Below are 25,617 nucleotides of genomic sequence, written 5' to 3'. Positions count from 1 at the left end.
AGACTTTTTTATGAAAAAAGGGCAAGCAGAAAGTACAAGAAAGGCATGACAAACAAGAAACTGTCAAAACGGTCTAATATACCGCCATGCCCGGGAAGAATATTCCCAGAATCCTTTACATCGTAATGTCTTTTCAAGGCGGATTCCACTAAATCTCCAAGTTGTCCGAAAACAGACAAAAACAGCGTGATCAACAGCAAATAGATATACGGGATCGGAAGTTGTGCCACAAGCTGAAAAATCGTCGCCAATACAAGTGCGATGACAATTCCGCCTACAAAACCCTCCACTGTTTTATTCGGACTGATTTCAGGCCACAGTTTTCGCTTCCCAAGCGCTTTACCGACAAAATATGCACCGGAATCAGTGGACCAAATGACAACACATGCATAAAAAATGTATGTTAATCCGTATTGGTCAAGATTTCTAATTTCGATAAAATAATGAAAACACATTCCGATGTAGATTGCGGCAAGCGTAATAAATCCGACTTCATCAAAAGTAAAGGTGTTCTTGACCAACACTGTGTAAGTCAGCAATAGCAATACCGCAAACAAAGCGATTTCCATTTTGGAAATTCCGTCAGCTTCGAAAAACGAATACTGGCTTGGCAATAAGAACATCCACAATAATAAAAGACCGATCAAACCCGGCAGTGAAATCATCTTCAGCTTTTTCATCCGTAAAAGTTCAAAAAGCGCCACACTGCCCATAGCATAAATTAATATGGTGAACGGCAATTTCCCGACAATAACCAAAAATAAAAATACAATTGCTGCCAGAACACCTGTCAAAATTCTTTGTTTCATGTCCACCATCCTCTAAATTCCGCCAAACCTCCGGCCTCTCTGCTGAAACTCTCCTAACGCCTGTAAGAAGTGATCTTCTTTGAAATCAGGCCACAAGACGTCAGTAAAGACAAATTCACTGTAGGCCACCTGCCATAGCATAAAGTTACTCAGTCTTATCTCGCCGCTCGTTCGAATTAAAAGTTCAGGATCCTGCAAAGATTCAGTCATTAAATAAGTAGAAAAAAGCGATTCATCAATGTCTTCAATATTCAAAGAGCCTTCCTTCACTTTTTCCGCGAGTGATTTTGCAGCAGTGACAATTTCAGTACGGCCTCCATAGTTAAGGGCAAAATTAAGGATCATTCCATCATTTTGCGCCGTATCCTGAACAGCCTTTTCAATCGCACGCAATGTATGCGCCGGCAAAGCTGTTTCATCCCCAATGATCCGAACCTGTACATTTTCCTCAACAAGCTCTGGAAGATACGTATTCAAAAATTCTTCCGGAAGCTTCATTAAAAAATCGACTTCCATTTTCGGTCTTTTCCAGTTTTCTGTTGAAAATGCATACAAAGTCAGCACTTTGACACCTAATTCGTTTGCGAGCTTCGTTGTCCTTTTTACCACCTTCATCCCTTCATGGTGGCCTGCAATTCTGGGAAGAGAGCGTTTTTTAGCCCAACGGCCATTTCCATCCATGATAATGGCGATGTGTTCGGGAATTTCTCCCTTAAGTATGTCTTCTTTTGTATAACGTTCTAAGTTGGAAGCCGCAGTTTGCTGATTCTTCCAATTTTTGAGTATGTTGAGCATGAGATTCCTCCGTCACCCAAAAAGGTTACATTCCCTGCTGATTATCAATGTAATCAACAGTATTAACAAAAAAACCCCCTGTAAACATGAGAGGGTCTTTTCACTATTATCTATTGTACATAGTTTTTCATTAAACTTCCATGATTTCTTTTTCTTTGTCTTTTGTGACACTGTCAATTTTTGACACATATTCATCTGTCAGTTTTTGAACGTCTTCAGTGGAAGCACGCAATTCATCCTCAGTAATGTCTCCGTTTTTCTCAAGTTTTTTGAGATCATCGTTAGCATCACGACGAACGTTACGGACAGCTACTTTTGCTTCTTCAGCATATTTTTTTACAACTTTCACTAATTCTTTCCGTCTCTCTTCCGTTAGTGCCGGAATTGCAATTCGAATCATATTGCCGTCACTTGTCGGTGTAAGACCTAAATCAGCTTTTAAAATCGCTTTTTCGATATCGCCGATTGCTGTTTTGTCGTATGGCGTGATAACAAGCATACGAGCTTCAGGCACATTAATAGAAGACAACTGATTTAAAGGTGTCTGTGCCCCGTAATATTCAACCGTTACTTTATCTAATAAAGATGGATTTGCACGGCCTGCGCGTACAGTAGCCAATTCGCGCTGATAAGCAGCAATTGCTTTTTCCATTTTTTCTTTTGTTTGAGTTAATACTTCTTTTGACACGTTATTTCCCCCTCACGATCGTTCCGATTGATTCACCGATAACGGCACGTTTGATATTTCCTTCTTCCATAATAGAAAAGACGATAAGCGGAATGTCATTATCCATGCATAAAGATGATGCTGTTGAATCCATGACTTCCAGGCCGTCTTTAAGAACGTCAAGATAAGAAAGTGATTCATACTTAACAGCTGATTCATCTTTTCTAGGATCAGCATTATACACACCGTCAACATTATTTTTAGCCATCAAAATAACGTCTGCCTCAATTTCAGCAGCCCGCAGTGCAGCTGTTGTATCAGTTGAGAAATATGGGTTTCCTGTGCCCGCAGCGAAAATAACGACACGTTTTTTCTCTAAGTGGCGTATCGCTTTTCTTCTTATGTACGGTTCAGCAACTTGTCTCATTTCAATGGATGTTTGCACTCTGGACTGGATTCCGAGTGTTTCCAAGCTGTCTTGAAGAGCAAGCGAATTCATAACTGTCGCCAGCATCCCCATATAGTCAGCAGTTGCACGGTCCATGCCCAGGTCACTTCCTGTTTTTCCGCGCCATAGGTTGCCGCCGCCTACTACAACAGCCACTTCGACTTCAAGCTCAGCGATTTCTTTCACTTGCTTTGCAATGGATTGAATGACAGTTGGGTTAATTCCGTTTCCCTGTTCTCCTGCCAATGCTTCCCCGCTAAGCTTTAATACGATACGTTTGTATTTTGGTTTTTCCATGATAACCTCCAAGTGTAAACATTGCCGTTTTCTATTATGCAAGAGAAAAAAAGGTTTGTAAATATAGTTTTAAAAATAGGGAACACAAATTGTGTCCCCTATACTGCCTGAAAAGTCGCGACTTGGCCGCGAAATCTTTTCGCCATTATTTTTTCACTTGGTTCATTACTTCTTCAGCAAAGTTTTCTTGACGTTTTTCGATGCCTTCTCCAACTTCGTAGCGGACATAAGTTTGAACAGTTGCGTTTTTCGCTGCAACAACTTGTTTCACTTTTTCATCTGGGTTTTTAACGAACGCTTGGTCTAAAAGACAAATTTCTTCGAAGAATTTGTTCAGACGGCCTTCAACCATTTTCGCTACGATGTTTTCAGGTTTGCCTTCTTGAAGGGCTTGCTGAGTTAGGATTTGACGCTCATGGTTAGCTTCTTCTTCAGAAACTTGATCACGAGAAATGTAACGAGGGTTAACCGCAGCAACGTGCATTGCGATATCTTTCGCAATTTCTTCGTCAGTTGTACCGTTAAGAACAGTTAATACACCGATGCGGCCGCCCATGTGAAGGTAAGCACCGAATGCAGAGCTGTCGTCTTTTGTAAGAACTGTAAAGCGGCGAAGAGTGATTTTCTCACCGATTTTAGCAACTGCGCTTGTGATGTACTCTTCAACAGTAGAGCCATTTTCCATTTTTTGACCCATTGCTTCTTCAACATCTGCAGGTGCATTTGCAAGAAGGTGGTCAGCTAAAGTGTTAAGAAGCTCTTTGAATCCTTCGTTTTTCGCAACAAAGTCAGTTTCAGAGTTTACTTCTAGGATAACACCTTTGTTGCCGTCAGTTTTAATAAGAGTAGAACCTTCTGCGGCGATACGGTCAGCTTTTTTCGCTGCTTTTGCAATCCCTTTTTCTCTTAAAAGGTCAATTGCTTTGTCCATATCTCCGTCAGTTTCAGTCAACGCTTTTTTACAATCCATCATGCCCGCGCCAGTTTTTTCACGCAGTTCTTTTACTTGCTGTGCAGTAATTGCCATTTGTATTCCTCCTTATATGTTTAAACAAGAGTATGTATATTACACATTTTTCTTGAAAAAAGGTGATAAAAGGCAGTCCCTCTTATCACCTTTTGAATAGGTTACGCAGTTGTTGTTTCTGTTTCTGGTGCAGTTTCTTCAGCAACTTCCGCTTCTTCTTCGCCTTGCTTCGCTTCTAAGATTGCATCTGCCATTTTAGAAGTTAGAAGTTTAACAGCGCGGATAGCGTCATCGTTCGCTGGGATTACAACATCGATTTCATCTGGATCACAGTTAGTATCTACGATACCGATGATAGGGATGTTTAATTTGCGAGCTTCCGCAACAGCGATGCGCTCTTTGCGAGGATCGATGATGAATAATGCATCAGGAAGATCCTTCATATCTTTAATTCCGCCTAGGAATTTTTCAAGACGCTCTAATTCTTTTTTCAATTGAACGACTTCTTTTTTAGGAAGTACATCAAACGTACCGTTTTCTTGCATTTTTTCAATGTCTTTAAGACGTTTAATACGTTTTTGGATTGTTTCAAAGTTTGTTAATGTACCGCCCAACCAGCGTTGGTTGACATAGTACATGCCAGAGCGTTGAGCTTCTTCTTTAACAGAATCTTGAGCTTGTTTTTTTGTTCCGACGAAAAGGATTTTTCCGCCTTCAGCAGCAAGATTTTTAGTGAAGTTGTAAGCTTCCTCTACTTTTTTGACTGTTTTTTGAAGGTCTATGATGTAGATTCCGTTACGCTCCGTGAAAATGTAACGCTTCATTTTTGGGTTCCAACGGCGTGTTTGGTGACCGAAGTGAACACCAGCTTCAAGCAATTGCTTCATAGAAATGACTGACATGTTATTTCCTCCTAATATAATGGTTTTTTTCCTCCGCTTAGGTCATTTTTGTGCAGAACTGCCGCCTGCAGCACCCTCTGCATAAATCGTTAAGCGTGTGTATTTAACACCAAGACATAATATAACACAGCTTTATCCGACAATCAAGAATCCTTTACACCTTTGGAGCGAAATTTTAAAAATAGCTCGATTTCTGTCTTTCCGCTCTTCAGTTTCTGAGCAATTTGACTTGCCGAATACCCCTGTTCATATAATTCTATGACCTGGTCTTCAAATGATGGGACATCACTGTTTACGATCTCTTCCCGACGGTCAACCTCAGTAATCAGACCTTCAATATGTTCAGGAAGGTTCTCTATTTCTTGAACTTCATCCCGCTCTGGATGTTTTTCAAAGTGCTGAAGATCTGTCTTTTGAGATTCTGCGTCAGATTCACTTGAAGATGGAGCGGCGTTTTCTATCAGTTTCTCATTTTCTTCTTTTAATTCAAGAAGAAAGGCGGCCAAGGTGTTTTCCGTCTCTTCAAGTATCTGCTTTTGCTGTTTTTCTGTTTCTTTCACTGCAGCGAGCCTCGTATACAGGATAATGACAGCGTACAGAAGAACGCCGTGGAGCGTAAAGCTTAAAAGCCATAATAGTGTTGACATGTTTTTCACTCGCTAACCATGAAATTCATTATTGAATCACTTTTTCCAGCAGATTCTTTAGTTTAAATAATGCCTTTGAATGGATCTGTGATATGCGGGACGTAGAAAGATTTAATACTTGTCCGATTTCTGTCAGTGTCAGCTCTTCTTTGTAGAACAAACTGACAACCAGCTGTTCTTTTTCAGAGAGTTCGTGAATTTTTTCAGCAAGCTGTGCAATCAGTTCATCCTTCATAATCTTTTCTTCAGGCGGAACATTTTTGTCATCTCTGATCATGACTTGTATGTTTTCCCCGTCATCTTGATCATGGAGCTTTTCATCAATTGACAGCAGATTTGCAAAAAAACCTTCATTCATTGTTGACACTACATCCTGTACCGTCATTCCGAGTTCCTCTGCAATTTCCGCGGGCGATACATTCCGAAGATAACGCTGTTCAAGCTTTTCGATTGCTGCTTCAACCTTCTTTGTTTTTTCGCGTGAGGTTCTGGGCAGCCAATCTTCTTTACGAAGCCCGTCTATGATTGCGCCGCGAATTCTAAACGAGGCGTAGGTATCAAATTTTAAGTCCCGGCTAGGGTCAAATTTTTCAAGGGCATCATATAAACCAAGCATACCAAGGCTCATTAGATCGTCTTTATGCACTGATTTCGGCAGTCCGACAGAAATTCTGCCTACATGATATGTGACAAGCGGCATGTAACGGCGCATTAAGTCGTCACCGGCTTTAGGATCTTTCCACTCTTTCCAGCGCGTCCAAAGCACCTGATCTTCATAATTCAAGGATTGCATTGTTATCCCCCTAATACCTTAATTAAATCGTTTTTTCACCTTGTTTAACAGTTCGAATATGCAGCATGCAGGACTTCGGTTCAAATTCTATCGTCCGGCCGCTTGAGCCGCCCGTATCTTCACTAATAATAGGAATATTAAATAAAGACAGCTGTTCTTTTATCGCTAATACATTTCTCGGTCCGATCTTCATCAAATCATTTGTCGATTTAAATTTAAACATCTCTGATCCGCCGGCCAGCTTTGCTTTTAATGCAAATTTCCTACATCCCGCTTCTATCAGCATATCAATCGTGGTCTTTACGGCAGTGTCAGCGTACTTAGCCCGGTTGAGCTCTGCAGTTTTCGATAACGTCGAATCCGGCAGCATGACATGAACAAGACCCGCCGTTTGCTTTTCTTTATCATAAAGCACCAGCCCCACACATGATCCTAAACCAGAGGTCCGAATGGTATCCGGGAAGCGGGCGATCTTCACATCAGCAATCCCAACCTTTATAACAACAGCCTCAGTTGTACTCATAATGATGCACCTAAAGCGACAAAGAGCTTTTCAAATGAATCATAGTCCGGCAGCATAAACATATGCGCTTTCAGCTCTTGCTGATGGCTCTGGTCAAAAATTGACGTGTCGACCACAATGGCGTGTTCTCCAACCTGACTGAGTTCCATCAGCCCTTCGCTGATCACAGCTCCGAACATGTCCAATGAAACTTCAGGAACACTTGGATAAAGCTGGAGTTTAGTCAAATCTGCCAAAGCTGTTAAATATGATCCCGCTAAAATATTGCCCAGTTCATGCAAAGCGGATGAGCTCATATGATCTTCACCTAAGTCCTCTATATCAAAATCAGGGTTTCCAATCAGCTCTCTGATAAATTGCTCCGCCTGAAAAAAAGGCATTATAAAGAACATCGAACCCGTTAAATCGCCTTCCATTCTTAAAAAGATGCTGGCAACCGGGACATCAGCACCGCCGAAAAAATCGACAAGCTCATCAAAAGACAGCAGCTTTGCAAATGGGACTTCCATATCTATCTTTCTATTTAACAGCTGGGCCATTGCAGAGGCGGAGTGGCCGGCGCCTATATTGCCGACTTCCCGCAAAATGTCCATCTGCTCTTCTTTGATTCCATTAAAAATACTCATGTCATAACCCCTTTAAGATTAAGCTTGATCGGGCACAGCGGACTGAGATGATTCTTTATCCAAAACCGCGTTCGCATCAATAATATTTAAGAGTCTGTTCTCTTGTTTCACAATCTGTTCGATCGACACATCCGTATCTTTCTGAACGCCTTCTGGAGCGGATTCTATTTCACTTTCGTGTACGGTTATCACATCATTCGCTTCATCCACAATCCAGCCGACTTCAATATCACGATAAGCAATAATGATAATTCGTGTTTCATCGGTAATTTCATACTCTGGCAAATTCAGGCGCTTTCTTAAATCAATAACCGGAGTCACCACCCCGCGCAAATTGATTACCCCGCAAATATATGGTTCGACGCCAGGTACCCTCGTTGGCTTTTGCCATTTTTCAATTGATTTCACCTGAGTGACGGAAATGGCATATTCTTTTCCATTTACCATAAAGACAATCATTTTTTCGCCTGTTTTAATTTCTGCAGTCATGTGAGACACCTCCTCGAATGGTTAAATAATCAGTGCATTACAATCAATAATGAGCGCTACTTCTCCGTCTCCTAAAATAGTAGCTCCGGAAATTGCAAAGACGTTTGTTAAATAATCTCCGAGTGATTTAAGCACAACTTCCTGCTGGCCAATAAAGGAGTCCACCACAAATGCAGTAGGTTTGTCGCCTTTTTTCACGACAATGATATGGAGCTGTTCCGCATCTTTTCTTGTATCTTCTATTTTAAACTCTTCTTTTAAATAAACGACAGGGACAATGTGTCCTCTAAAGTCAATCACTTCACGGTCATGCGTTTGCAAAATGTCTTTTCTGTCAATGACTGCTGTTTCAATGATTGAAGAAATCGGAATGGCAAATGTCTCTTCTTCCAACTTAATCAGCAGGACTGAAATAATAGATAAGGTAAGCGGCAGCTGTATACTGAATAGAGAGCCCTGACCTTCGGCTGATTTCACACTGACTGAACCGCCTAGAGACTCCAGTTTGTTTTTTACAACGTCAAGTCCGACGCCGCGGCCAGAGATATCAGAAATTTGGTCAGCGGTTGAGAACCCCGGAGCAAAAATCAATTCGTAAATTTCGTTGTCTTCTAAGGTTTCAGCTTCTTTTTCCGTTATGACCCCGCGCTCAAGCGCTTTTTCCATGATTTTCTTGCGATTAAGGCCTGCACCGTCATCTTCTACTTCGATAAAGACATGGTTACCGCTGTGATAAGCTTTAAGCACAACTTTTCCTGATTCCGGTTTTCCCTTTTGCAAACGCGTTTCCGGCGCCTCGATACCATGGTCAATGCTGTTTCTGATCAAATGAACGAGAGGATCTCCGATTTCATCAATCACTGTACGATCCAGCTCAGTTTCCGCGCCGATGATCGAGAGTTCAATTTTTTTATTCAGCTCTTTCTGAAGCTGGCGAATCATTCTCGGGAATCTGTTAAAAACGGTTTCAACCGGGACCATTCTCATATTCAGAATAATCGATTGCAAATCTCCGGAAATTCTCGTCATCCGTTCAACCGTTTCAGTCAGTTCATTGTGCTCAAGCTCTTTCGCAATCTGCTCAAGACGTCCGCGGTCAATGACAAGCTCTTCAAATAAGTTCATTAAAGAATCAAGCCTGTCAATGTTGACACGAATTGTTTTGGATCCGCCGGCTGAGTGCTTCGCCTGTTCATCGTTTTTAGCAGGCTGTTTTTGTTTTTCCTGCTTCGCAGGTACAGCTGCCGGCGAGTCTACAGGCTTAGATTCCTCAGGCTTTTCAGCTGATGTTAAAGGAACCCCTTGACTGACTTCAACATGCTCAATTTCCGACACGCCATTGATTAATTGTTCAATGTCTTCTGCTGATTGATGTGTTAAGAAACAAACTTGAAAGTCAGTTCCAAAATCTTCTGTTTCAAGCACTTCAGCACTTGGAATTGTTTTGGCTACTTCTCCGACTTCATTTAGTTTTTCAAACACCATATAGACACGAACTGCTTTTAACATACAGTTTTCGTTCAGAGAAATCTTGATTTCATATCGTTTGAATCCTTGCTCCTCCGCTTCTTGTATAACTGTACGTTCAAATTCATCATATTCCCAATCAGATGCTGAACTCGGTGCTTCTGCAGGTTCCGCGGATGCAGCAGATTCAGTGTGTGCACCATTTACATCAAGCTTGGCACTCACTTCTGAGATATCTCTTTTACCATCCCCGCCATCAATAATAGACTGAACCATAGCTTCCAGGTGATCCAGAGCTTCAAACAAAATATCCAGCCATTCTGAGGTAACTGCCATGTCTCCGTTTCGGATTGCATCCAGCACGTTTTCAAGCAGGTGGGTAAGATGCGCTAAATCCGTGTAGCCCATCGTTGCGCTCATTCCTTTTAATGTATGGGCAGCCCTGAATATATCATGTACGAGCTGAAGGTCAGTCGGGTCTTTCTCTAAAAGGAGAAGCTTTTCATTACATGTTTGTAAATGTTCTTTACTCTCATCAATAAAGACATCTAAATACTGATTCATATCCATTTGAATCACACCCTCTCTTTTTTCACACAGCTTGTGATGGATGCTGCGATATCTTCTACATGTTTAATCTCATGAATGAGACCCGCTTTAACAGCAGCTTTTGGCATCCCGTAAACGACACAAGATTCTTCAGACTCCGCAATGGCTTTCACATTGCCGGCTGTTAGCATGTCCTTTAGCCCTGCAGTGCCGTCACTGCCCATTCCGGTCATAATAACCGCTACTTTTTCATAATCTGTCAGTTTACCGACAGAACGGAATAAATAATCAGCAGATGGTTTATGACGGCTCGGGGTATCGAGATTATCAAGCACAATCTGGAGTCCTCCGCTGCTTTTAATAACGGAAATGTTTTTTCCGCCCGGTGCTATGTAAACACAGCCGTTAAGAGCTGCTTCACCATCTTTTGCTTCTTTCACCTGAATGTCAGATAAATGATTCAGCCGATCAGCCAAAGAAGCAGTAAATCCTTCAGGCATGTGCTGAACGACAACCACTGGTGCGTTCAAGTCCTTAGGAAGCTTCGGTATCACCTTTTGTAACGCCCTTGGACCGCCAGTTGATGTGCCGATACACACAATTTGTCTGCCTGTGCCTGATTTCGGTTTGCTCAATTCAGGCTTAACAGCTCGCACAATAGGTTCGGGCCGAACCGTTTGGGAAACAGGACGGTTCCGCTTGCCGGAAAGTCCAGCCGCGACGACACGCTCAACTAATTGTTCTTTAATTTTGTACAAATCTAAAGATATTGAGCCTGATGGCTTTGTGATAAAGTCAAAGGCACCGATCTCCAAACAATTAATTGTGCACTCTTTACCTTTTTCGGTCTGGCTCGATACCATGATGACCGGCAAGTTATAAATCTCAATAATTTTGCGAAGCGTATCTGTTCCATTCATGACCGGCATTTCAACATCAAGAGTAATAACATCCGGTTTTAATAAATCAATCTTCTTAAGCGCTTCTTCTCCGTTTCTGGCAGTTCCGATTACTTCTATCTGCTTTTCCTCGGTCAGAAAATCACTTATCATTTTTCTCATGAAAGCTGAATCATCAACTACAAGCACACGAATCAAATTAAGCCCTCCTCATTAAAAAAGAAGATAACTTCTCAATAAATGTCTGTTTGTCTTCTTTGTGTCTCGTTTCTTCTCTTTCAAACAAGGCGTCCGCTAAAAGGCGGACTGACCGGCTGGCTTTTGCCTGAGGGCTTTTTATGAAAAAAGGAACCTGTTCGACAACCGCTTTGCTCACGATCACATCGTCAGAAACGGAACCGGCAAACTGAACCTGAACATCCAAAAACATTTGAATTGTGCGAGAAAGGCGGGCAAAAGCGTCAAGCCCTTCTTTTTGGTCACGGCACCGATTGACAGCCACCTTCATCGAAAGCTTATTTCCTGTCAAAACCAAGTGCTTGACAGCACTGTATGCGTCCATGATGGCCGTCGGCTCGGGAGTTGTTATGATCAAAATATCTTCTGCTGATAAAATAAAGGGCAGTTGATCTTTTGATAATCCTGCTCCCATGTCAAACAGCACATAATCGAACTGGCTTAATGCATGAGAAAGTTCATTGGCAAAAAACGTCCATTTTCTCTGATCCAGTTGAAACATCACATCCAGGCCGGTTCCACCTGATATATACCGCAAACCCTTTGGGCCAACGGATAATGACTGTAACAACGGCTTCTGATCGGTTAAAACATCGATTATCGTGGCAGACGATGAATTTCCCATTAATATATCAATGTTCCCCATCCCAATATCAAGGTCGATGAGAAGCACCTTTTTACCTTTATCCTGCAACGCAAGTGCCATATTTAAGGTAATATTAGATTTTCCGACACCGCCCTTGCCGCTGATGACAGCAAGTGTCTTCGCTTTTTGTGAATAAACCATTGGCAGAACGCGCTGACGCTTTTCCATTTTCGCCCGTAAAGTTGCTGCTTGGTCATATCGGTTCATCTGCACAGCATCCTTACAAAATCAAGTGGAGATACAGTCTGTATATCCTCAGGCACATTCTGGCCGTTTGTCATAAATCCGACACCTATTTTTGATTCTGCCAGTATATTAAACACAGAACCTAAGGAAGTCGTTTCATCTATTTTCGTAAAAATAAACTGATTGACAGGGACGGATGAAAACCGTTTGACAATATGTTTCATATCTTCATATTTTGCAGTCGCGGATAAAACAAGAAATGACTGAATGCTGCTCTCAAAAGGAATCGTTTCTTTCAGTTCATCAATGTATTGCTGGTCCTTGAAGTTTCTTCCTGCTGTATCAACAAACACATGATCATACTCAGAAAATAACTCCTTCGCCTGCTCAAATTCTTCTTTTGTATAACAAACTTCCAGAGGAGCCTGCAGCAGCTCAGCGTATGTTTTCAACTGTTCAACAGCTGCAATTCGATACGTATCTGTAGTAATAAAAGCGATTTTTTTCTGTTTTTCAAGCATAGATATGGCTGCGAGTTTAGCTAGTGTAGTTGTTTTACCAGCCCCTGTTGAACCAAAGAGAACGATATACTTTGAATGGATTGGTTCCTGCCACTTGTCTGCTGAAGGCAGCGTATCGCATAGTAATTCCTGAAGTTTGCCGACCACATTTTCTTCATTAAGGCCGCCTGCTTCCACAGAGAAGCGAAGCAATTTTTTCAGAGTGCTCGTTTTCGTTGACTCTTTAATTCCCGTTTCTTGCAAAAGCTTCTCTGCTTTTCGCAGTGGCTCAGGAAGTACAGATTGATATGCTGAAAAATCACCTTGCTCCTGTTGCACCGGAATTTGAGGGGATGTCCTCTCCTCTATTTTCGGACTGCTGACCGGAGTTTTGAATGTTTGTTTCGGTTCAGTTGCCTTCTGAGGCGTTTTTTTCTCAAGAAAGTCCTGATCCAATACGGCGATCACTTCAACAGCAGGCTTGTTGATGAGGCCAAACCATTTTCGCTTTTTAATTTTTTTCGAATTTAATATGACCGCTTCATTGCCCAATTCTTTTCTGATGAGAAGTGCCGCTTCTTGCATTGAAGCAGCAGTAAATTTTTTTATTTTCATTAAATATCCACCACTCCAATGCTTTGTACCTCAACATTCGCCTCAAGTTCGTTATAAGAGAGTACCGGAAGATCAGGGAAGTATCGTTCCAGAAGCTGTTTCACATACATTCTGACAGGCGGCGAGCATAGAAGAATCGCGGTTTCCTGACGTAATGACAGCTGTTCAGCTTCTTTAGCGACAGAACGCACTATGCTTTCTGAAATATCTGGTTCGAGCGATAAATAATTTCCGTGTTCCGTTTGCTGCACACCGTCTGCTATAGCCTTCTCTACCCGGCCCGAGCAAGTAACAACTTTCAACACTTCATTATCTTTGGCAAATTGGGCTGTAATTTGTTTAGCAAGTGCTTGTCTTGTATACTCTGTCAAAAGATCAGAATCTGTTGTTAATTTCCCATAGTCAGCAAGTGTTTCAAAGATCGTTACTAAGTTTCGAATTGAAACCTTTTCTTTTAAAAGCTTAGCAAGCACCTTCTGAATATCACCGACAGACAATGGATTTGGCGTAACCTCTTCAACCAGGACTGGATACGATTCTTTCAAGTGATCAATCAGCTGCTTTGTCTCCTGCCTTCCGATCAATTCGTGAGCATGCTGCTTTATTTTCTCCGTAATATGCGTTGAAACGACTGATGCAGGATCAACTACTGTATAACCAAGCATGTCGGCTTCATCCTTTACCGCTTCGCTAATCCATTTGGCCGGCAGTCCGAATGAAGGTTCCACTGTTTCTATCCCTTCAATCAGATCGTCTTCAGGTGTAGGCGACATTGCTAAATAATGATCAAGCAACAGCTCACCTTTTGCTACTTCGTTTCCTTTAATTTTCAATCGGTATTCATTAGGCTGCAACGCTATATTATCTCTGATCCGCACGACAGGAATGACCAGCCCGAGTTCCAAAGCCAACTGACGGCGTATCATAACAATTCGGTCTAATAAATCACCGCCTTGATTGGCATCAGCAAGCGGTATCAGTCCATAGCCAAATTCAAATTCTATCGGATCTATATGCAGTAGCTGAACAACGCTTTCAGGACTTTTAAGCTCGTCAACCTCAGCCTCTTCCTCAAGAATCTCATCCACTTCTTCTTTTTCCTTACCAGATTTAGATAGCGTATAAGCGCCAAAAGCAAGCAACCCCGCAAGCGGCCCCGTCAGAAAAATGCCGATCGGAGTGAAAATACCTAAAAGCATGATCGTAGCTGCGGCGACGTATAAAAGCTTTGGATACGCAAACAGCTGGCCTGTAATGTCATGCCCTAAGTTTCCTTCAGAGGCAGCTCTTGTAACCACAATACCCGTAGCTGTAGAAATTAACAGTGCCGGGATTTGCGAAACAATTCCATCCCCTACAGTCAGCATCGTAAAGTGTGAAGCGGCCTCTTGAATGGACATGCCCTGCTGAAGCATTCCGATCACGATTCCGAAAATAATATTGATCATCACAATGATGATTCCGGCAATGGCGTCACCTTTTACAAATTTACTGGCACCGTCCATTGCTCCATAAAAGTCTGCTTCTCTTGCCACTTTTTCGCGGCGATGCTTCGCTTCCTGTTCGGTAATCATCCCTGCGTTTAAATCAGCATCAATACTCATCTGCTTCCCGGGCATTGCGTCCAGCGTAAACCTTGCTGCAACCTCAGAAACACGTTCAGCACCTTTTGTAATGACGATGAACTGAATAATAATCAAGATGATAAATACAACGAGTCCAACTAATACATTTCCACCGACAACGAAATTCCCGAATGTCTCGACGACTTTCCCTCCCTCACCGTGTGAAAGAATTGAACGGGTAGTTGAGACATTCAAGCCCAAACGAAATAGGGTTAAAAGCAGCAGCAGTGACGGAAAAATCGAAAACTGAAGAGCTTCCTGCATATTCATTGTGGTGAGAAGCACGATCAACGCAAGAGAAATATTAATAATGATCAAAATACTTAACAGCCATGGAGGAAATGGAATCACCAGCATCGCCACAATGAGGACAACACTTATTAAAACGGATAAATCTCTTGTTGACATGCTGTTTTTTCTCTCCTTTTAAATCGAAAAATTCAATATACTTTTTGTTTTGTTTTATATACGTAAGCCAGAATTTCTGCCAAGACTTTAAAAAATTCTTCCGGCACTGCCTGGTCAATTTCCACCTGATCATATAACGCACGGGCTAGCGGTCTGTTTTCTACCATCATGACATCGTGCTCTTTAGCAATTTTCCTGATTTTTAACGCCAGGTGGTCAACACCTTTTGCAACAATATAAGGAGCGTCCATTTTTTCTTCGTCGTATTTCAGGGCAATCGCATAGTGAGTCGGGTTTGTGATGATGACATCTGCTTTTGGAACTTCCTGCATCATCCGCCTCATCGCCATTTCCCGCTGTCTTTGTTTAATTTTAGACTTTATAATCGGGTCACCTTCAGATTTTTTGTACTCGTCTTTTATATCTTGTTTTGACATTTTGATATTTTTCTCATAATCAAATCTCTGATATAAATAGTCAAGACCAGCAAGAATTAATAAAGCACCTGCACCGCTCAGTCCCATCCACAAAGTGAGTTTTGAAACGAAAGAAAGTGCCTCTTCAGGTGTCAGGAGAGGAAGCCGGAGAATTTCTCCATAATGCAGCCAAAGCACAGCGAATGCCGCAAAACCGACAACTGCGATTTTCAAAATTGATTTAATCAACTCCACAATCGCCCTCATACTGTATATTCGTTTAAAGCCTTTGATCGGATCGAGTTTTTCAAGCTTAGGCTGTATCACTTCAGCAGAAAACAAGAATCCAACCTGCATATAGTTGCTTACGACCCCTGCAACAAGAGCTACAAGCAAGATTGGTGCAAGTATCATGCCCGTATCCTTTAATAAGCTGACAAACAAAGTATGCACATTTGATTCTGAGAGCTTCATTGTGAGCGATTCGGTATAAAATGTTTCTATAAATGACAGCAGCCTGTCTCTCATATACGGGCCAATTGCTATAAGCGAAAGGAATATAACAAGTAAAGAAATGGCGGTATTGACATCCGAACTTTTGGCTACCTGTCCTTTTTTTCGCGTATCCTTCCGTTTTTTCGGCGTGGCTTTTTCAGTCTTCTCCCCGGCAAAAAACTGCAGGTCAATTCTAAGCTTCATTAAGAAACACCGACCAATGCTAAAAGATTCCGCATCGTTTCAATCGTTAAACTGAAAACATTCCGCACAACGACGAAGAACACGGACATACATACAATGAGCATGATGAAACTGACAGCGATCTTTAAAGGCAGACCGACCACAAATACATTTAATTGCGGAACAGTTCGAGCCACGATGCCTAAAGCTAAATCAACTAGAAACAAACTGGCTACAACAGGCGCTGACATTTGAAAAGCGATAATAAACATCGCATTAAAGCTTTTCGCGATAAAATAAGCAAACTTTTCATCGCCGAAATTCGGAAATGCCTGATCAACTGAAATATACTGAAAGCTGTAGTAAATACCGTCCAGCAGCAAATGGTGGGCATTGACACTCAGCATAAACAAAAGTGCCATCGTATAAATAAACTGGCCAATCAACGGACTTTGCGCTCCGGTTTGCGGATCAATAACGTTCGCTATTGAAAATCCCATTTGAAAATCAATAAACGAGCCGGCAATTTGTACTGCGGCAATCATCATATAAGCGATTAAGCCCAGACATAGGCCAACCAAGGCTTCCTTAAAAGCCAAGAGCATATATTGCTCATCTATCTCCAAAGAGGGCGGTTTATCAATGGTGCTGAAACAAATAACCGCCAGAAAAAAAGCAAATCCTATGCGGTGAACAGCTGGGACATTTCGATGTCCGAATAGCGGAATCGTTACAAAAAAAGCAGAGATTCTAATAAAAACCAATAAAAAAGCAGGAAATAAGTCAATAATTGAATTCATCTCTGCATTACCCTGCAAAACGATTTAGATTAGAAAACAGCTCTGTTGTAAATGAAAGAATCGTCGACAGCATCCACGGACCAAAAAAAATGAGGGCCAGAAGAACCGCCACGATTTTCGGAATAAACGCCAAAGTCTGTTCCTGGATTTGAGTTGTCGCCTGAAATATGCTGACAATTAAACCGACCAGTAAAGCAATAGCCAATAACGGCCCGCTGATCATCAGTGTTACGTATACGGCTTTTTCCGCCATAGAAATTACAAATTCTGAACTCACGTTTAGCACCTACCCTAAAAGCTCTGAAGCAAAGATTTCACAATTAAATACCAGCCGTCTACCAAAACAAAAAGTAATATTTTAAAGGGCAGAGAAATCATAACTGGAGGGAGCATCATCATTCCCATTGACATCAAGACGCTCGCCACTACCATATCTATAATTAAAAATGGGATAAAAATCATAAACCCTATTTGAAATGCAGTTTTAAGCTCTGATATGGCAAAAGCCGGAACCATTGTTGTTAGCGGAATATCCTTTAATGATTCAGGTTTATCCATTTTTGCGTAATTCATGAACAGCGCCAAATCCTTCTGCCTTGTGTGTTTACTCATAAACTCTTTAATTGGTTCCTCAGCTTTCGTATACGCTTCATCCAAGCTGATTTTGTTGTCCATCAATGGGGTCAGCGCTTCTTTATTAATTTCTGAAAAAGTAGGAGCCATAATAAAAAATGTTAAAAACAGCGCAAGCCCGATAAGAACCTGGTTTGGGGGCATAGATTGCGTCGCAAGTGAAGTTCTGACAAATGACAGAACGATGACGATGCGAGTAAAGCAAGTCATAAGAATCAATATTCCAGGCGCCACTGAAAATACAGTTAACAATAATAGTAATTTAACAGTTGAACTTACGTTTTCCGGATCGCTTGAACTGAAAATATTTATAAACTCATTCATGATGACGTGGGCCTTTCTTCTTTCCTTCAGAACGGTTTTGTTTTAACTCTTCAAGTTGCTCTTTTAATGCTTTTGAAAATGAAGGCAGTTTTTGCTGCGGCTGATGCTCAGAACTCTTAAGCGGCTTCACAAACTTTTGCCACTCTATTTTGCTTGACATTGCCTCTTCATGCTGACTGAGAATGACTTCAATCTCTTTTTCATCCTCAATTTCTTTCAGCAGCTGGATCGTCTCTCCTACACCGACGACGAGCACGCTTTTTCCGACCTTGATCAATTGTATGGATCTGTTCTGGCCGACCGATGTGCCGCCAATATTTTCAACATATTGAAAAGGCTTGAGGAGCCGATTTCTTTTGTTCATGAGCTTAACCAGCCCGTAAATCAGCACGATAACAAACAGTAAAGCGAAAATCATCTTTACAAAATCAAAAGCTGAGACAGAAGGAGCAGCCGCTCCCTCCGTCTCATCAGCAGTTTTTGTTGTTTTTTCTTCCTTTTGCCCTGACTTATCTGCAGTTTTCTCATCTTTCTTTTGAAACCATTCGTTTACAGTTGAATTCTCAGAGTCTGCCGCAGCAGCAGCAATTGGATGTACAGTGAATAAAACGAAAAAACAAATAAAAGCGATGAAATATTGACTTTTTTTCAACAATCGTACACCCTTTAACTTAATGTTTTGTTGATTGCTTCAAGCACACGGTCAGCTTGGAAAGGTTTCACAATGAAATCCTTAGCGCCGGCCTGAATGGCATCAATAACCATTGATTGCTGTCCCATAGCAGAACACATAATGATTCTTGCCTGAGCATCAATTTGTTTAATTTCTTTTAATGCTGTAATCCCATCCATTTCAGGCATCGTGATATCCATCGTAACAAGGTCAGGAGAATGCTCTTTATATTTCTCTACTGCTTGTGCTCCATTTTCAGCTTCCGCTACTACTTCAAAACCGTTTTTAACCAAAATATCTTTAATCATCATTCGCATAAATGCTGCGTCATCTACAATTAAAATTCTATGTGCCATAATTTATCTCTCTCCTTGTGTTTCGTTATTTTAAATTATTAATGCGCTCTGCCTGGCTTAAAATGTCAGTGACTCTTACGCCGAAGTTTTCTTCAATGACAACAACCTCACCTTTGGCAACGATACGCTGATTAACTAAAATATCTACCGGCTCACCAGCTAATTTATCAAGCTCAATAATACTACCTGCAGAAAGCTCTAAAATTTCTTTTACACTTCTCTTTGTTCTGCCGAGCTCAACAGTAATTGAAAGCGGGATATCTAAAAGCATATCCAGATTATTAATAGGGGCTTGTGTCGCCTCATTTTGATCAAACGCAGAAAATTCCACCGGTGAAACCTGAACTGGCGCTGATTTTTTTGCTGTTCCCTGCCTTTTTGGCGGCTGCGGCTGCTGTTGCTTCGGTTCAATACGAGGCTCTGGCGTCACAGGCTCTTTCGGCTGCTCGTATGTAGCATCAGGCTGCGCCGTTGTTGCTTCCTCTGCATTTCCTGAATTCATAAGGCTTGAAATTAAATCTTTCGCAAATGTTAATGGGTAAAGCTGCATAATACTGGAGTCTATTAATTCTCCCACCTTTAAGTTGAAAGAAACTTTCACCAGCATTTCATCATCAGGAATACGGTCTGTGCCCTTTTCTTCAGTTACATCGAGCAATTCAACCCGAGGCGGTGAAATATCAATTTTTTTACTGAATACAGTAGACATTGATGTGGCTGCCGATCCCATCATTTGGTTCATTGCTTCTTGAACCGCACTTAAATGGATTTCCCCCAGTGAAGGATCCGCACCTTTTCCGTCTCCCCCGATCATTAAATCAGCAATGATCGCCGCGTCACTTTGTTCCACGACTAACAGGTTGCTGCCGCTGAAGCCCTCCGTATAATTTACTTCAATCGCTACATACGGTTCAGGAAACGCATCGCTGATTTTACTTTTTGGGATAACCGTTACGCTCGGAGTCGTAATATCGACCTTTTGATTTAAAAGTGTTGACAGTGCTGTCGCAGAACTGCCGAATGAAATATTACCGATTTCACCGATCGCATCACGCTCCATTTCCGATAAGTCATCTACTTCCGGAACCTCTGGCTCATCAAGCGTGCTGCCAGTACCGTTAAGAAGCGCGTCAATCTCATCTTGAGATAATCTATTATTCTCCATCTTGTTCACCTCTTATGTCGTGATCTAAAATTTGCACTGCCTGTTTTCGATTCACCCGGCCGGCTTGTCCTAAAAATTTCGGCTTATCTCCGACCAATACAGTAAGAGGATCCGTGACTGATTTGTCCAAAGTTATGCAGTCTCCGACTTCTAAACTTAAAAACTCTTCTATTGTCAGTTCAGATGTGCCGAGCTCGGCCACGACAGGTATTTGTGCTGTCATGATACGTTTTTCAAGCGACTTTGTTTCCTCAGGCTTTGGCTCATTTCGGTCTGATTGCATCCAATAGTGGACTGAAAGCTTCGGTATGAGCGGCTCGAGGACGATATGCGGGATACAGAGATTAATGACACCGCTGATTTCACCGATTTGAGTATTAAGTGAGATCACCACGACTGTTTCATTAGGAGACACCATCTGAACGAATTGCGGATTCACTTCAAACTCAGTCATTTCCGGTTCAATATCAGCAATTGACTGCCAAGCTTCTTTATAATTACCCAGTGCATTTTCAAATAAATTAGAAATGATTTTTGTTTCAATTTCTGTCAAGCTGTCAACCTTGTTATGACTGATTCCAATCCCACCCATGACTCGGTCCATCATCGTATAAGCTATCGTGGGGTTAACCTCCATCATAATTCTGCCTTCCATCGGATGGACATCAAATAGATTCAGAATCGTCATGTTCGGGATCGATCTGATAAATTCCTCATACGGGACCTGGTCAACAGAACTGACAGATATATGAATATAGGTTCTGAGCTGAGCCGAAAAATGAGTGGTAAGAAGTCTTGCAAAATTGTCATGAATTCTCGTTAAACTGCGGATCTGATCCTTAGAAAACCGCAGCGCACGTTTGAAATCATAAACCTTGACTTTCTTCTCTTTTTCTTCTTTTTTCAGCTCTTCAGCGTCCATTTCACCAGTTGATATTGCAGAAAGCAGTGCATCTATTTCATTTTGGGAGAGAACTTCTCCTGACATTTTCCTCACCTCCGTATTCTGTCAAATTATGCTTTATTGCAGATTAAAGGAGGTAATATACACTTTTTCTACTTTTCCTTCTTGGAGGTAGCTATTTATTTTATCTTTTAGTTCCTTCTTAAAGGTTTCTTTTCCCTTGTCTCCCTCAATCTGATCAGCATTCGTATCAGCCAGCAGTGATATAACAGCGTCTTTCACTTGAAAATCACGTTTCTCAAGTTCTTCTTTTGATTTATCAGAATCAGTTTCAAGTTTAATAGCAAGACGGATAATGTTATCAGACTTTAAATTTGTTGTGATCTCTTCTACATCAACAGAAGATGAAACAATTTCATCAATACTTTTTTTCGCTTCACTTTTTTCGGACTTTCCGCCTAACACAAAATAAGCCGTTGCCCCGAGAGCACCAATTACGATAAGAATAATTAGTAAGATGATCATTAACTTTTTCTTCATTCCGGTTCCTCTATTCCTTGATCCATTGAAAATATTTGTATGTTTCGGTAGAAAGATGCGATCTTTTCCAGAACAGCTTCTTCATCTTCTTTTACTACAAACTTCTTACCGTTTGACAGAGTGATTGTAGTATCCGGAAAGCATTCAATCTGTTCAATAAATAGCGCATTCAGTGTAAAGGGCTGCCCGTTCAAACGGGTTACTTTTATCATAAAACAGCGGAGAAGCGATTACTCGCCTCCCCTCCCTCCTTAACGTTTAAGGTTAACCAGTTCTTGAAGGATTTCATCAGATGTTGTAATAATTTTTGAGTTTGATTGGAATCCGCGCTGGGCTACGATCATTTCAGTAAATTCGTCAGTTAAATCAACGTTAGACATTTCGAGAAATCCTGATTTAAGAGAACCTGTTCCGCCATCACCGGGCTGGTTCGCTGCACTGGCCGTACCAGAGTTTAAAGATTCACGGTATAAGTTGCTCCCGATTTTATCTAAGCCGTCACTGTTGGCAAAAGTCACAATCCCGATTTGTCCGCCGTCTTGTGGTTGACCGCCGGCATCAACAATTGACACCTTTCCATCAGGACCAATGCTAAAGCTTTGAGCATCAGTAGGAATTTTAATTGTTCCTCCATTCATATTTAACACATGGTAGCCATCACCTGTAACCAATGTTCCGGTATTATCTAAATAGAAGTTCCCTGCTCTTGTATAAGCTGTTCCATCACCTGTATCAATCCGGAAGTAACCGTCACCGTCAATTGCTAAATCAAGTGCTCTTCCTGTGCTTTGTGTGGCGCTTGTTGAATGAATTGTATCAATTGTGCCAGATGATGAACCTAAACCGATTTGCTTAGAGTTCGTACCGCCGATAGTTGCACCGGCCGCAGAACCGCCGGCAATTGTTTGGCTTACCATATCTTTAAAAGTCACACGGCTCTTTTTGAATCCTACTGTATTCACGTTTGCAATGTTGTTACCGATTACGTCAAGCTTTGTTTGAAAGTTTTTCATACCGCTGATTCCAGAATAAAGTGAACGTAACATAATGTATTCCCCCAGATTTTTTTATTTAGATGATTGTCCCACAGACATGACATTCGCAGGACTGATCTCGGTCCCATCATCAAGAACGAGATAATAATTTCCTTTAGAATGTTTAACAGAGCTTACTGTGCCTGTTTTATCTGTTGCACTTTTACCATCAGTCCAAGATACTTCTTTTCCCATCCAATCAACATACGTTGTAAACGGATCTTGGTTTTCGACGAATTTAGTCATCGTTGTATTCAGATTCATTATCTGTTCCAAGCTTGAAAAAGTCGCCATCTGGCTGATAAATTCTTTATCGTCAACCGGGTTGAGCGGATCTTGGTTTTGAACTTGAGTCATTAAAATTTTTAAAAACTCATCTTTCCCCAAGCTGCTGTTGTTCGTCGACACGGTATTCGTTTTTTCAGGCAGTTTATATTCTGAACTTATAGAAGTCATTCTTCCTCCTCCATTTCAACCATCGACACTTCATCGAGCAGATCGCCAAAATCATTTGATTGCTTTTTCTGTCTTTGCTGTCTCTGCCCCTCTTGCTGCTGTTTCTGTTCATCAGCAAGCTGGCCGTATATCGGCTGATCCCCGCTTTGGACCGGAAGAGTAAAACGGTCTATTTGGACGGCCATATTCGGCAATGATTGCTTCAGCTGCGGAAGATGCTGTTCAAGCAATTCTTTTGCTGATTGGCTAGATGCAATGATTTTACTCTGAAACATTCCATTTTCATTTGTCAGCTTGATTGTGACAAATCCTAAATGTTCAGGGTTCAACCGAATGGTGAAGCTTCCCGTTGATCTGCCGAAAGGCGTATATTTCATCTGCTTCCACGCATTGATCACTTGATCAGCCACCGTTTTTGTTTCAGCATTTGGTATATCAGATGACATCTGCTGCAGATCAAGTGTTTGAACTCCTCCTATGCCCCGATACCCTGAAAACATCATTTGGAGTCCTGATTTACTATCTATAGGCTGAATACTTCCAGAAACATCCGATGCATTTTTGCTGGATGAACTCTGCGAAAGCGGTGCGAAAACACGCTTCCCAAAGTCTTGTGATGATTCGGATGATTTCGATAACAAGAAAGCTTTCAGCTGGCTTTCAGCTAAACTCCATTCTTTGGTCCCTTTTTGAGGGAGCATAGACATTTGATCCATTAAGCTTTGAAAACTTTTCAGCTCTGACGCTGTCATCGAATAAAGTTTTGAACTCGACTCATCTTTGGTGAACATTTGCTGTTTAAGATCCTGAATTAGCTGTTGAGATACACCTTTTTTTTCTAATGCAGAAAGAAATTGATCCCCACTTTGGTAAATAGCATGAGCTTCATTGCCCTTCCCTCGATCAGTCAGCTTATTCCCTTCTACAAGTTGGCTAATGAACATCTGGATATAGATTAGTTCTTTAGCAGCCTCGGATACTTCATTTTCCTGATTTGATTGCTCTGTATCGGTCTTCAGCTGTCCATTAATGTCAGGAGCAGAATCATTGGCACTCAGAGCCGTTTTAGCTTCTGAAAAGATTTTCTCCGTTTCTGTGAGCAATTGATCCATCCCGCCTGACAATCTTGATTCAACTGCTTGCAAAAGATTTTGCAACATTTGCAGAGCATTCGCATCCAATTGCTTCCCTGTCAGTTTGCTTAATGTTTGCAGAAGACCCGCATTTTGTTTGTCTTGATCTTCAGGACTTGCTTTTAGCCATTCACCGATCTTTTTAAGCGCATCTTCTAAAAGCTGACCTCCGGAATTCGGAGTACCCTTTTCTTGTTCTGAGAGTTCCTTTAAACCTGCCTCAGATATAAGCCAGTTTTGAAAAACACCCGGGCTACTTTTCATGCTTTTAGCGGCAGAACCCGTTGTGGTTTGCAGCAAAGGTCCCGATAATTCAAGCAGCTTCACCTTTAATTCCCCCTATTCTTGGCTGGCAGCAATTTTTTCTGTATAGGTTGCTGCTTGCTCAGGAGTCATTTTTGCCAATATGTCAGCAAGCTGCTTTTTGCTTAGGCCATTCAATATTTTCAGTGCTTCTTGCTCCTTTAATTGGGCAATAATTTTCGCAGCCTTTCCGCTGTCCATGCTTTTGTACACACTGATCACTTTGTCATTTTTAGATGAAGCTTTAGAGTCTGATGTTCCCTCAGTATGATCTTCAGATGACTTTTTTTGGTCCTCCGCCGTCTTTTCAAGTGAACGAATCTTTTGATTGAGCCTATCGATTTCCGATTTGCTTGTTTCTAAATCTTTATTCAATATACTGATTTCACTTTTTTGATCCTTAATGGTCTTTTCCAGAGCTGCCGTATTACTGCTATCCTTACTTGATGCTGTGCCTTTTTTATTTTCGGTTTCAGGAACCAATTCCTTAAGAACCGGCGTTTTTGCCGCAGCATCCTGGATCGGCTTTAACACATTGACACCAGCAGCCCATAGAACAATCCCCCCTGCGATTAGAAGAAACATCAGCGGGAGGATAATGATAAGCAAAACCGAACGGAACTTACCTGATTCTTTCTTTTTGCCGGACATTACATTCGCTCCTAATGGCCTTGAATCATAAACTGCTTAATCGAAATATCGTCCATTTCTTTCATTTCTGCAGCTTTGTCTTCAAGAGCAAACATTTTAAACTGTTTTTCACGCATTTTTTCAAACTTTTTCACTTCAATATTTTTCTCTGTCAAAATTTCTTGTTTTTGATTCATTTGATTTCTTTTCATAATGACAAGCTTTTGATAGTGATAAATCGTATTATCAAGATTTGAGACAAATTGTTGGTAGTGCCTCATTTCTTGTACACTCATGCCGCTTTTTAATTTCTTTTCTTTATTTTGTTCTAGTAATTCTTTTTTGCTCATACTCTCATATAATTTTTCAGCAACGTTTTCAAATTCAGAAACTGATTGCTGATAATCGGATAAGGATTGGTCTTTCTCATTTTCTTTTAGTTCCAGCAGCTTTTGGAATCTAAATTGATAAGCCACG

31 protein-coding genes are annotated in these 25,617 nt (G+C 41.3%); all 31 read right to left on the bottom strand.

Annotated elements, in window-relative coordinates; genetic code table 11:
• Window positions 1-8: 8 nt before the first annotated feature.
• The 31 genes from cdsA to fliJ all read right to left on the bottom strand — a co-directional run bounded on the left by cdsA (window position 9) and on the right by fliJ (window position 25,616).
• On the bottom strand, window positions 9-818 hold the full coding sequence (gene cdsA, locus CDO84_RS07915; RefSeq protein WP_082033008.1) for a phosphatidate cytidylyltransferase: 810 nt from the start codon (window positions 816-818) through the stop codon (window positions 9-11).
• 3 nt (window positions 819-821) lie between these two features.
• Window positions 822-1,604, bottom strand: coding sequence for an undecaprenyl pyrophosphate synthase (locus CDO84_RS07910; RefSeq protein WP_040083163.1), 783 nt, complete (start codon window positions 1,602-1,604; stop codon window positions 822-824).
• Window positions 1,605-1,734: 130 nt separating this feature from the next.
• Window positions 1,735-2,292: a ribosome recycling factor gene (gene frr / locus CDO84_RS07905; protein WP_003231927.1), complete on the bottom strand. Its 558-nt coding sequence runs from the start codon at window positions 2,290-2,292 to the stop codon at window positions 1,735-1,737.
• 1 nt (window position 2,293) lies between these two features.
• Window positions 2,294-3,016 (bottom strand): UMP kinase, encoded by a 723-nt coding sequence (gene pyrH, locus CDO84_RS07900; RefSeq protein WP_003220923.1) that lies wholly within the window; start codon window positions 3,014-3,016, stop codon window positions 2,294-2,296.
• A 145-nt stretch (window positions 3,017-3,161) separates the two neighbouring features.
• Window positions 3,162-4,043, bottom strand: coding sequence for a translation elongation factor Ts (tsf, locus tag CDO84_RS07895; RefSeq protein WP_014663986.1), 882 nt, complete (start codon window positions 4,041-4,043; stop codon window positions 3,162-3,164).
• A gap of 101 nt (window positions 4,044-4,144) precedes the next feature.
• Complete coding sequence (gene rpsB, locus CDO84_RS07890; RefSeq protein ID WP_003220918.1) at window positions 4,145-4,885, bottom strand: 30S ribosomal protein S2; 741 nt, start codon at window positions 4,883-4,885, stop codon at window positions 4,145-4,147.
• Between the two features lie 143 nt (window positions 4,886-5,028).
• Window positions 5,029-5,532, bottom strand: coding sequence for a hypothetical protein (locus tag CDO84_RS07885; RefSeq protein ID WP_040083164.1), 504 nt, complete (start codon window positions 5,530-5,532; stop codon window positions 5,029-5,031).
• 28 nt (window positions 5,533-5,560) lie between these two features.
• Window positions 5,561-6,325 carry an RNA polymerase sigma-28 factor SigD gene (sigD, locus tag CDO84_RS07880; RefSeq protein ID WP_003220911.1) on the bottom strand — a complete coding sequence of 255 codons (765 nt, stop codon included), beginning with the start codon at window positions 6,323-6,325 and terminating at the stop codon, window positions 5,561-5,563.
• 22 nt (window positions 6,326-6,347) lie between these two features.
• A complete protein-coding gene (gene cheD, locus CDO84_RS07875; RefSeq protein WP_014476818.1) occupies window positions 6,348-6,848 on the bottom strand; it encodes a chemoreceptor glutamine deamidase CheD in 501 nt (166 codons plus the stop codon).
• Complete coding sequence (gene cheC, locus CDO84_RS07870) at window positions 6,845-7,474, bottom strand: CheY-P phosphatase CheC (RefSeq protein ID WP_003231935.1); 630 nt, start codon at window positions 7,472-7,474, stop codon at window positions 6,845-6,847. The genes cheD and cheC overlap by 4 nt, the downstream gene beginning before the upstream one ends.
• Before the next feature lie 18 nt (window positions 7,475-7,492).
• Entirely contained in the window at window positions 7,493-7,963 is a 471-nt protein-coding gene (cheW, locus tag CDO84_RS07865; RefSeq protein ID WP_003231938.1) for a chemotaxis protein CheW, read from the bottom strand.
• A gap of 21 nt (window positions 7,964-7,984) precedes the next feature.
• Entirely contained in the window at window positions 7,985-10,000 is a 2,016-nt protein-coding gene (cheA, locus tag CDO84_RS07860) for a chemotaxis protein CheA (RefSeq protein WP_040083165.1), read from the bottom strand.
• 5 nt (window positions 10,001-10,005) lie between these two features.
• A complete protein-coding gene (gene cheB / locus CDO84_RS07855) occupies window positions 10,006-11,076 on the bottom strand; it encodes a protein-glutamate O-methylesterase CheB (RefSeq protein WP_040083166.1) in 1,071 nt (356 codons plus the stop codon).
• A 1-nt stretch (window position 11,077) separates the two neighbouring features.
• Entirely contained in the window at window positions 11,078-11,974 is an 897-nt protein-coding gene (gene flhG / locus CDO84_RS07850; RefSeq protein WP_082033009.1) for a flagellum location/number ATPase FlhG, read from the bottom strand.
• A complete protein-coding gene (flhF, locus tag CDO84_RS07845; RefSeq protein ID WP_040083168.1) occupies window positions 11,965-13,062 on the bottom strand; it encodes a flagellar biosynthesis GTPase FlhF in 1,098 nt (365 codons plus the stop codon). Before flhF ends, flhG begins: the two co-directional genes overlap by 10 nt.
• Window positions 13,062-15,095, bottom strand: a complete 2,034-nt coding sequence (flhA, locus tag CDO84_RS07840; protein WP_014663981.1) for a flagellar biosynthesis protein FlhA — start codon at window positions 15,093-15,095, stop codon at window positions 13,062-13,064. Before flhA ends, flhF begins: the two co-directional genes overlap by 1 nt.
• Before the next feature lie 32 nt (window positions 15,096-15,127).
• The gene (gene flhB, locus CDO84_RS07835; protein ID WP_014663980.1) at window positions 15,128-16,210 is read right to left on the bottom strand and encodes a flagellar biosynthesis protein FlhB; all 1,083 of its coding nucleotides are present in this window, start codon (window positions 16,208-16,210) and stop codon (window positions 15,128-15,130) included.
• Window positions 16,210-16,989: a flagellar biosynthetic protein FliR gene (gene fliR, locus CDO84_RS07830; protein WP_040083169.1), complete on the bottom strand. Its 780-nt coding sequence runs from the start codon at window positions 16,987-16,989 to the stop codon at window positions 16,210-16,212. The genes flhB and fliR overlap by 1 nt, the downstream gene beginning before the upstream one ends.
• Before the next feature lie 7 nt (window positions 16,990-16,996).
• Complete coding sequence (fliQ, locus tag CDO84_RS07825; RefSeq protein WP_003220888.1) at window positions 16,997-17,266, bottom strand: flagellar biosynthesis protein FliQ; 270 nt, start codon at window positions 17,264-17,266, stop codon at window positions 16,997-16,999.
• Window positions 17,267-17,280: 14 nt separating this feature from the next.
• Window positions 17,281-17,946, bottom strand: coding sequence for a flagellar type III secretion system pore protein FliP (fliP, locus tag CDO84_RS07820; RefSeq protein WP_003245692.1), 666 nt, complete (start codon window positions 17,944-17,946; stop codon window positions 17,281-17,283).
• Window positions 17,939-18,598 (bottom strand): flagella biosynthesis regulatory protein FliZ, encoded by a 660-nt coding sequence (gene fliZ, locus CDO84_RS07815; RefSeq protein ID WP_040083170.1) that lies wholly within the window; start codon window positions 18,596-18,598, stop codon window positions 17,939-17,941. Before fliZ ends, fliP begins: the two co-directional genes overlap by 8 nt.
• A gap of 14 nt (window positions 18,599-18,612) precedes the next feature.
• Window positions 18,613-18,975, bottom strand: coding sequence for a chemotaxis protein CheY (gene cheY, locus CDO84_RS07810; protein WP_014476812.1), 363 nt, complete (start codon window positions 18,973-18,975; stop codon window positions 18,613-18,615).
• Between the two features lie 25 nt (window positions 18,976-19,000).
• Entirely contained in the window at window positions 19,001-20,140 is a 1,140-nt protein-coding gene (gene fliY, locus CDO84_RS07805) for a flagellar motor switch phosphatase FliY (RefSeq protein WP_040083171.1), read from the bottom strand.
• Entirely contained in the window at window positions 20,130-21,128 is a 999-nt protein-coding gene (gene fliM / locus CDO84_RS07800) for a flagellar motor switch protein FliM (protein WP_003220879.1), read from the bottom strand. Before fliM ends, fliY begins: the two co-directional genes overlap by 11 nt.
• A gap of 33 nt (window positions 21,129-21,161) precedes the next feature.
• Entirely contained in the window at window positions 21,162-21,584 is a 423-nt protein-coding gene (fliL, locus tag CDO84_RS07795) for a flagellar basal body-associated protein FliL (RefSeq protein ID WP_014663976.1), read from the bottom strand.
• The gene (gene swrD, locus CDO84_RS07790) at window positions 21,581-21,796 is read right to left on the bottom strand and encodes a swarming motility protein SwrD (RefSeq protein WP_040083172.1); all 216 of its coding nucleotides are present in this window, start codon (window positions 21,794-21,796) and stop codon (window positions 21,581-21,583) included. Before swrD ends, fliL begins: the two co-directional genes overlap by 4 nt.
• A 39-nt stretch (window positions 21,797-21,835) precedes the next feature.
• A complete protein-coding gene (gene flgG, locus CDO84_RS07785) occupies window positions 21,836-22,630 on the bottom strand; it encodes a flagellar basal body rod protein FlgG (RefSeq protein ID WP_040083173.1) in 795 nt (264 codons plus the stop codon).
• A gap of 21 nt (window positions 22,631-22,651) precedes the next feature.
• Window positions 22,652-23,074 carry a flagellar hook assembly protein FlgD gene (gene flgD / locus CDO84_RS07780; protein ID WP_014663973.1) on the bottom strand — a complete coding sequence of 141 codons (423 nt, stop codon included), beginning with the start codon at window positions 23,072-23,074 and terminating at the stop codon, window positions 22,652-22,654.
• Window positions 23,071-24,534: a flagellar hook-length control protein FliK gene (locus tag CDO84_RS07775; protein WP_040083174.1), complete on the bottom strand. Its 1,464-nt coding sequence runs from the start codon at window positions 24,532-24,534 to the stop codon at window positions 23,071-23,073. The genes flgD and CDO84_RS07775 overlap by 4 nt, the downstream gene beginning before the upstream one ends.
• Window positions 24,535-24,546: 12 nt before the next feature.
• The gene (locus CDO84_RS07770) at window positions 24,547-25,161 is read right to left on the bottom strand and encodes a MotE family protein (RefSeq protein WP_040083175.1); all 615 of its coding nucleotides are present in this window, start codon (window positions 25,159-25,161) and stop codon (window positions 24,547-24,549) included.
• Between the two features lie 11 nt (window positions 25,162-25,172).
• Entirely contained in the window at window positions 25,173-25,616 is a 444-nt protein-coding gene (gene fliJ, locus CDO84_RS07765; protein WP_014663970.1) for a flagellar export protein FliJ, read from the bottom strand.
• Window position 25,617: the final 1 nt, after the last annotated feature.

This window comes from Bacillus sp. MD-5 (assembly GCF_002201875.1).
GTDB classification, from domain to species: domain Bacteria; phylum Bacillota; class Bacilli; order Bacillales; family Bacillaceae; genus Bacillus; species Bacillus stercoris.
This window is presented reverse-complemented; position numbering and strand designations above follow the sequence as displayed.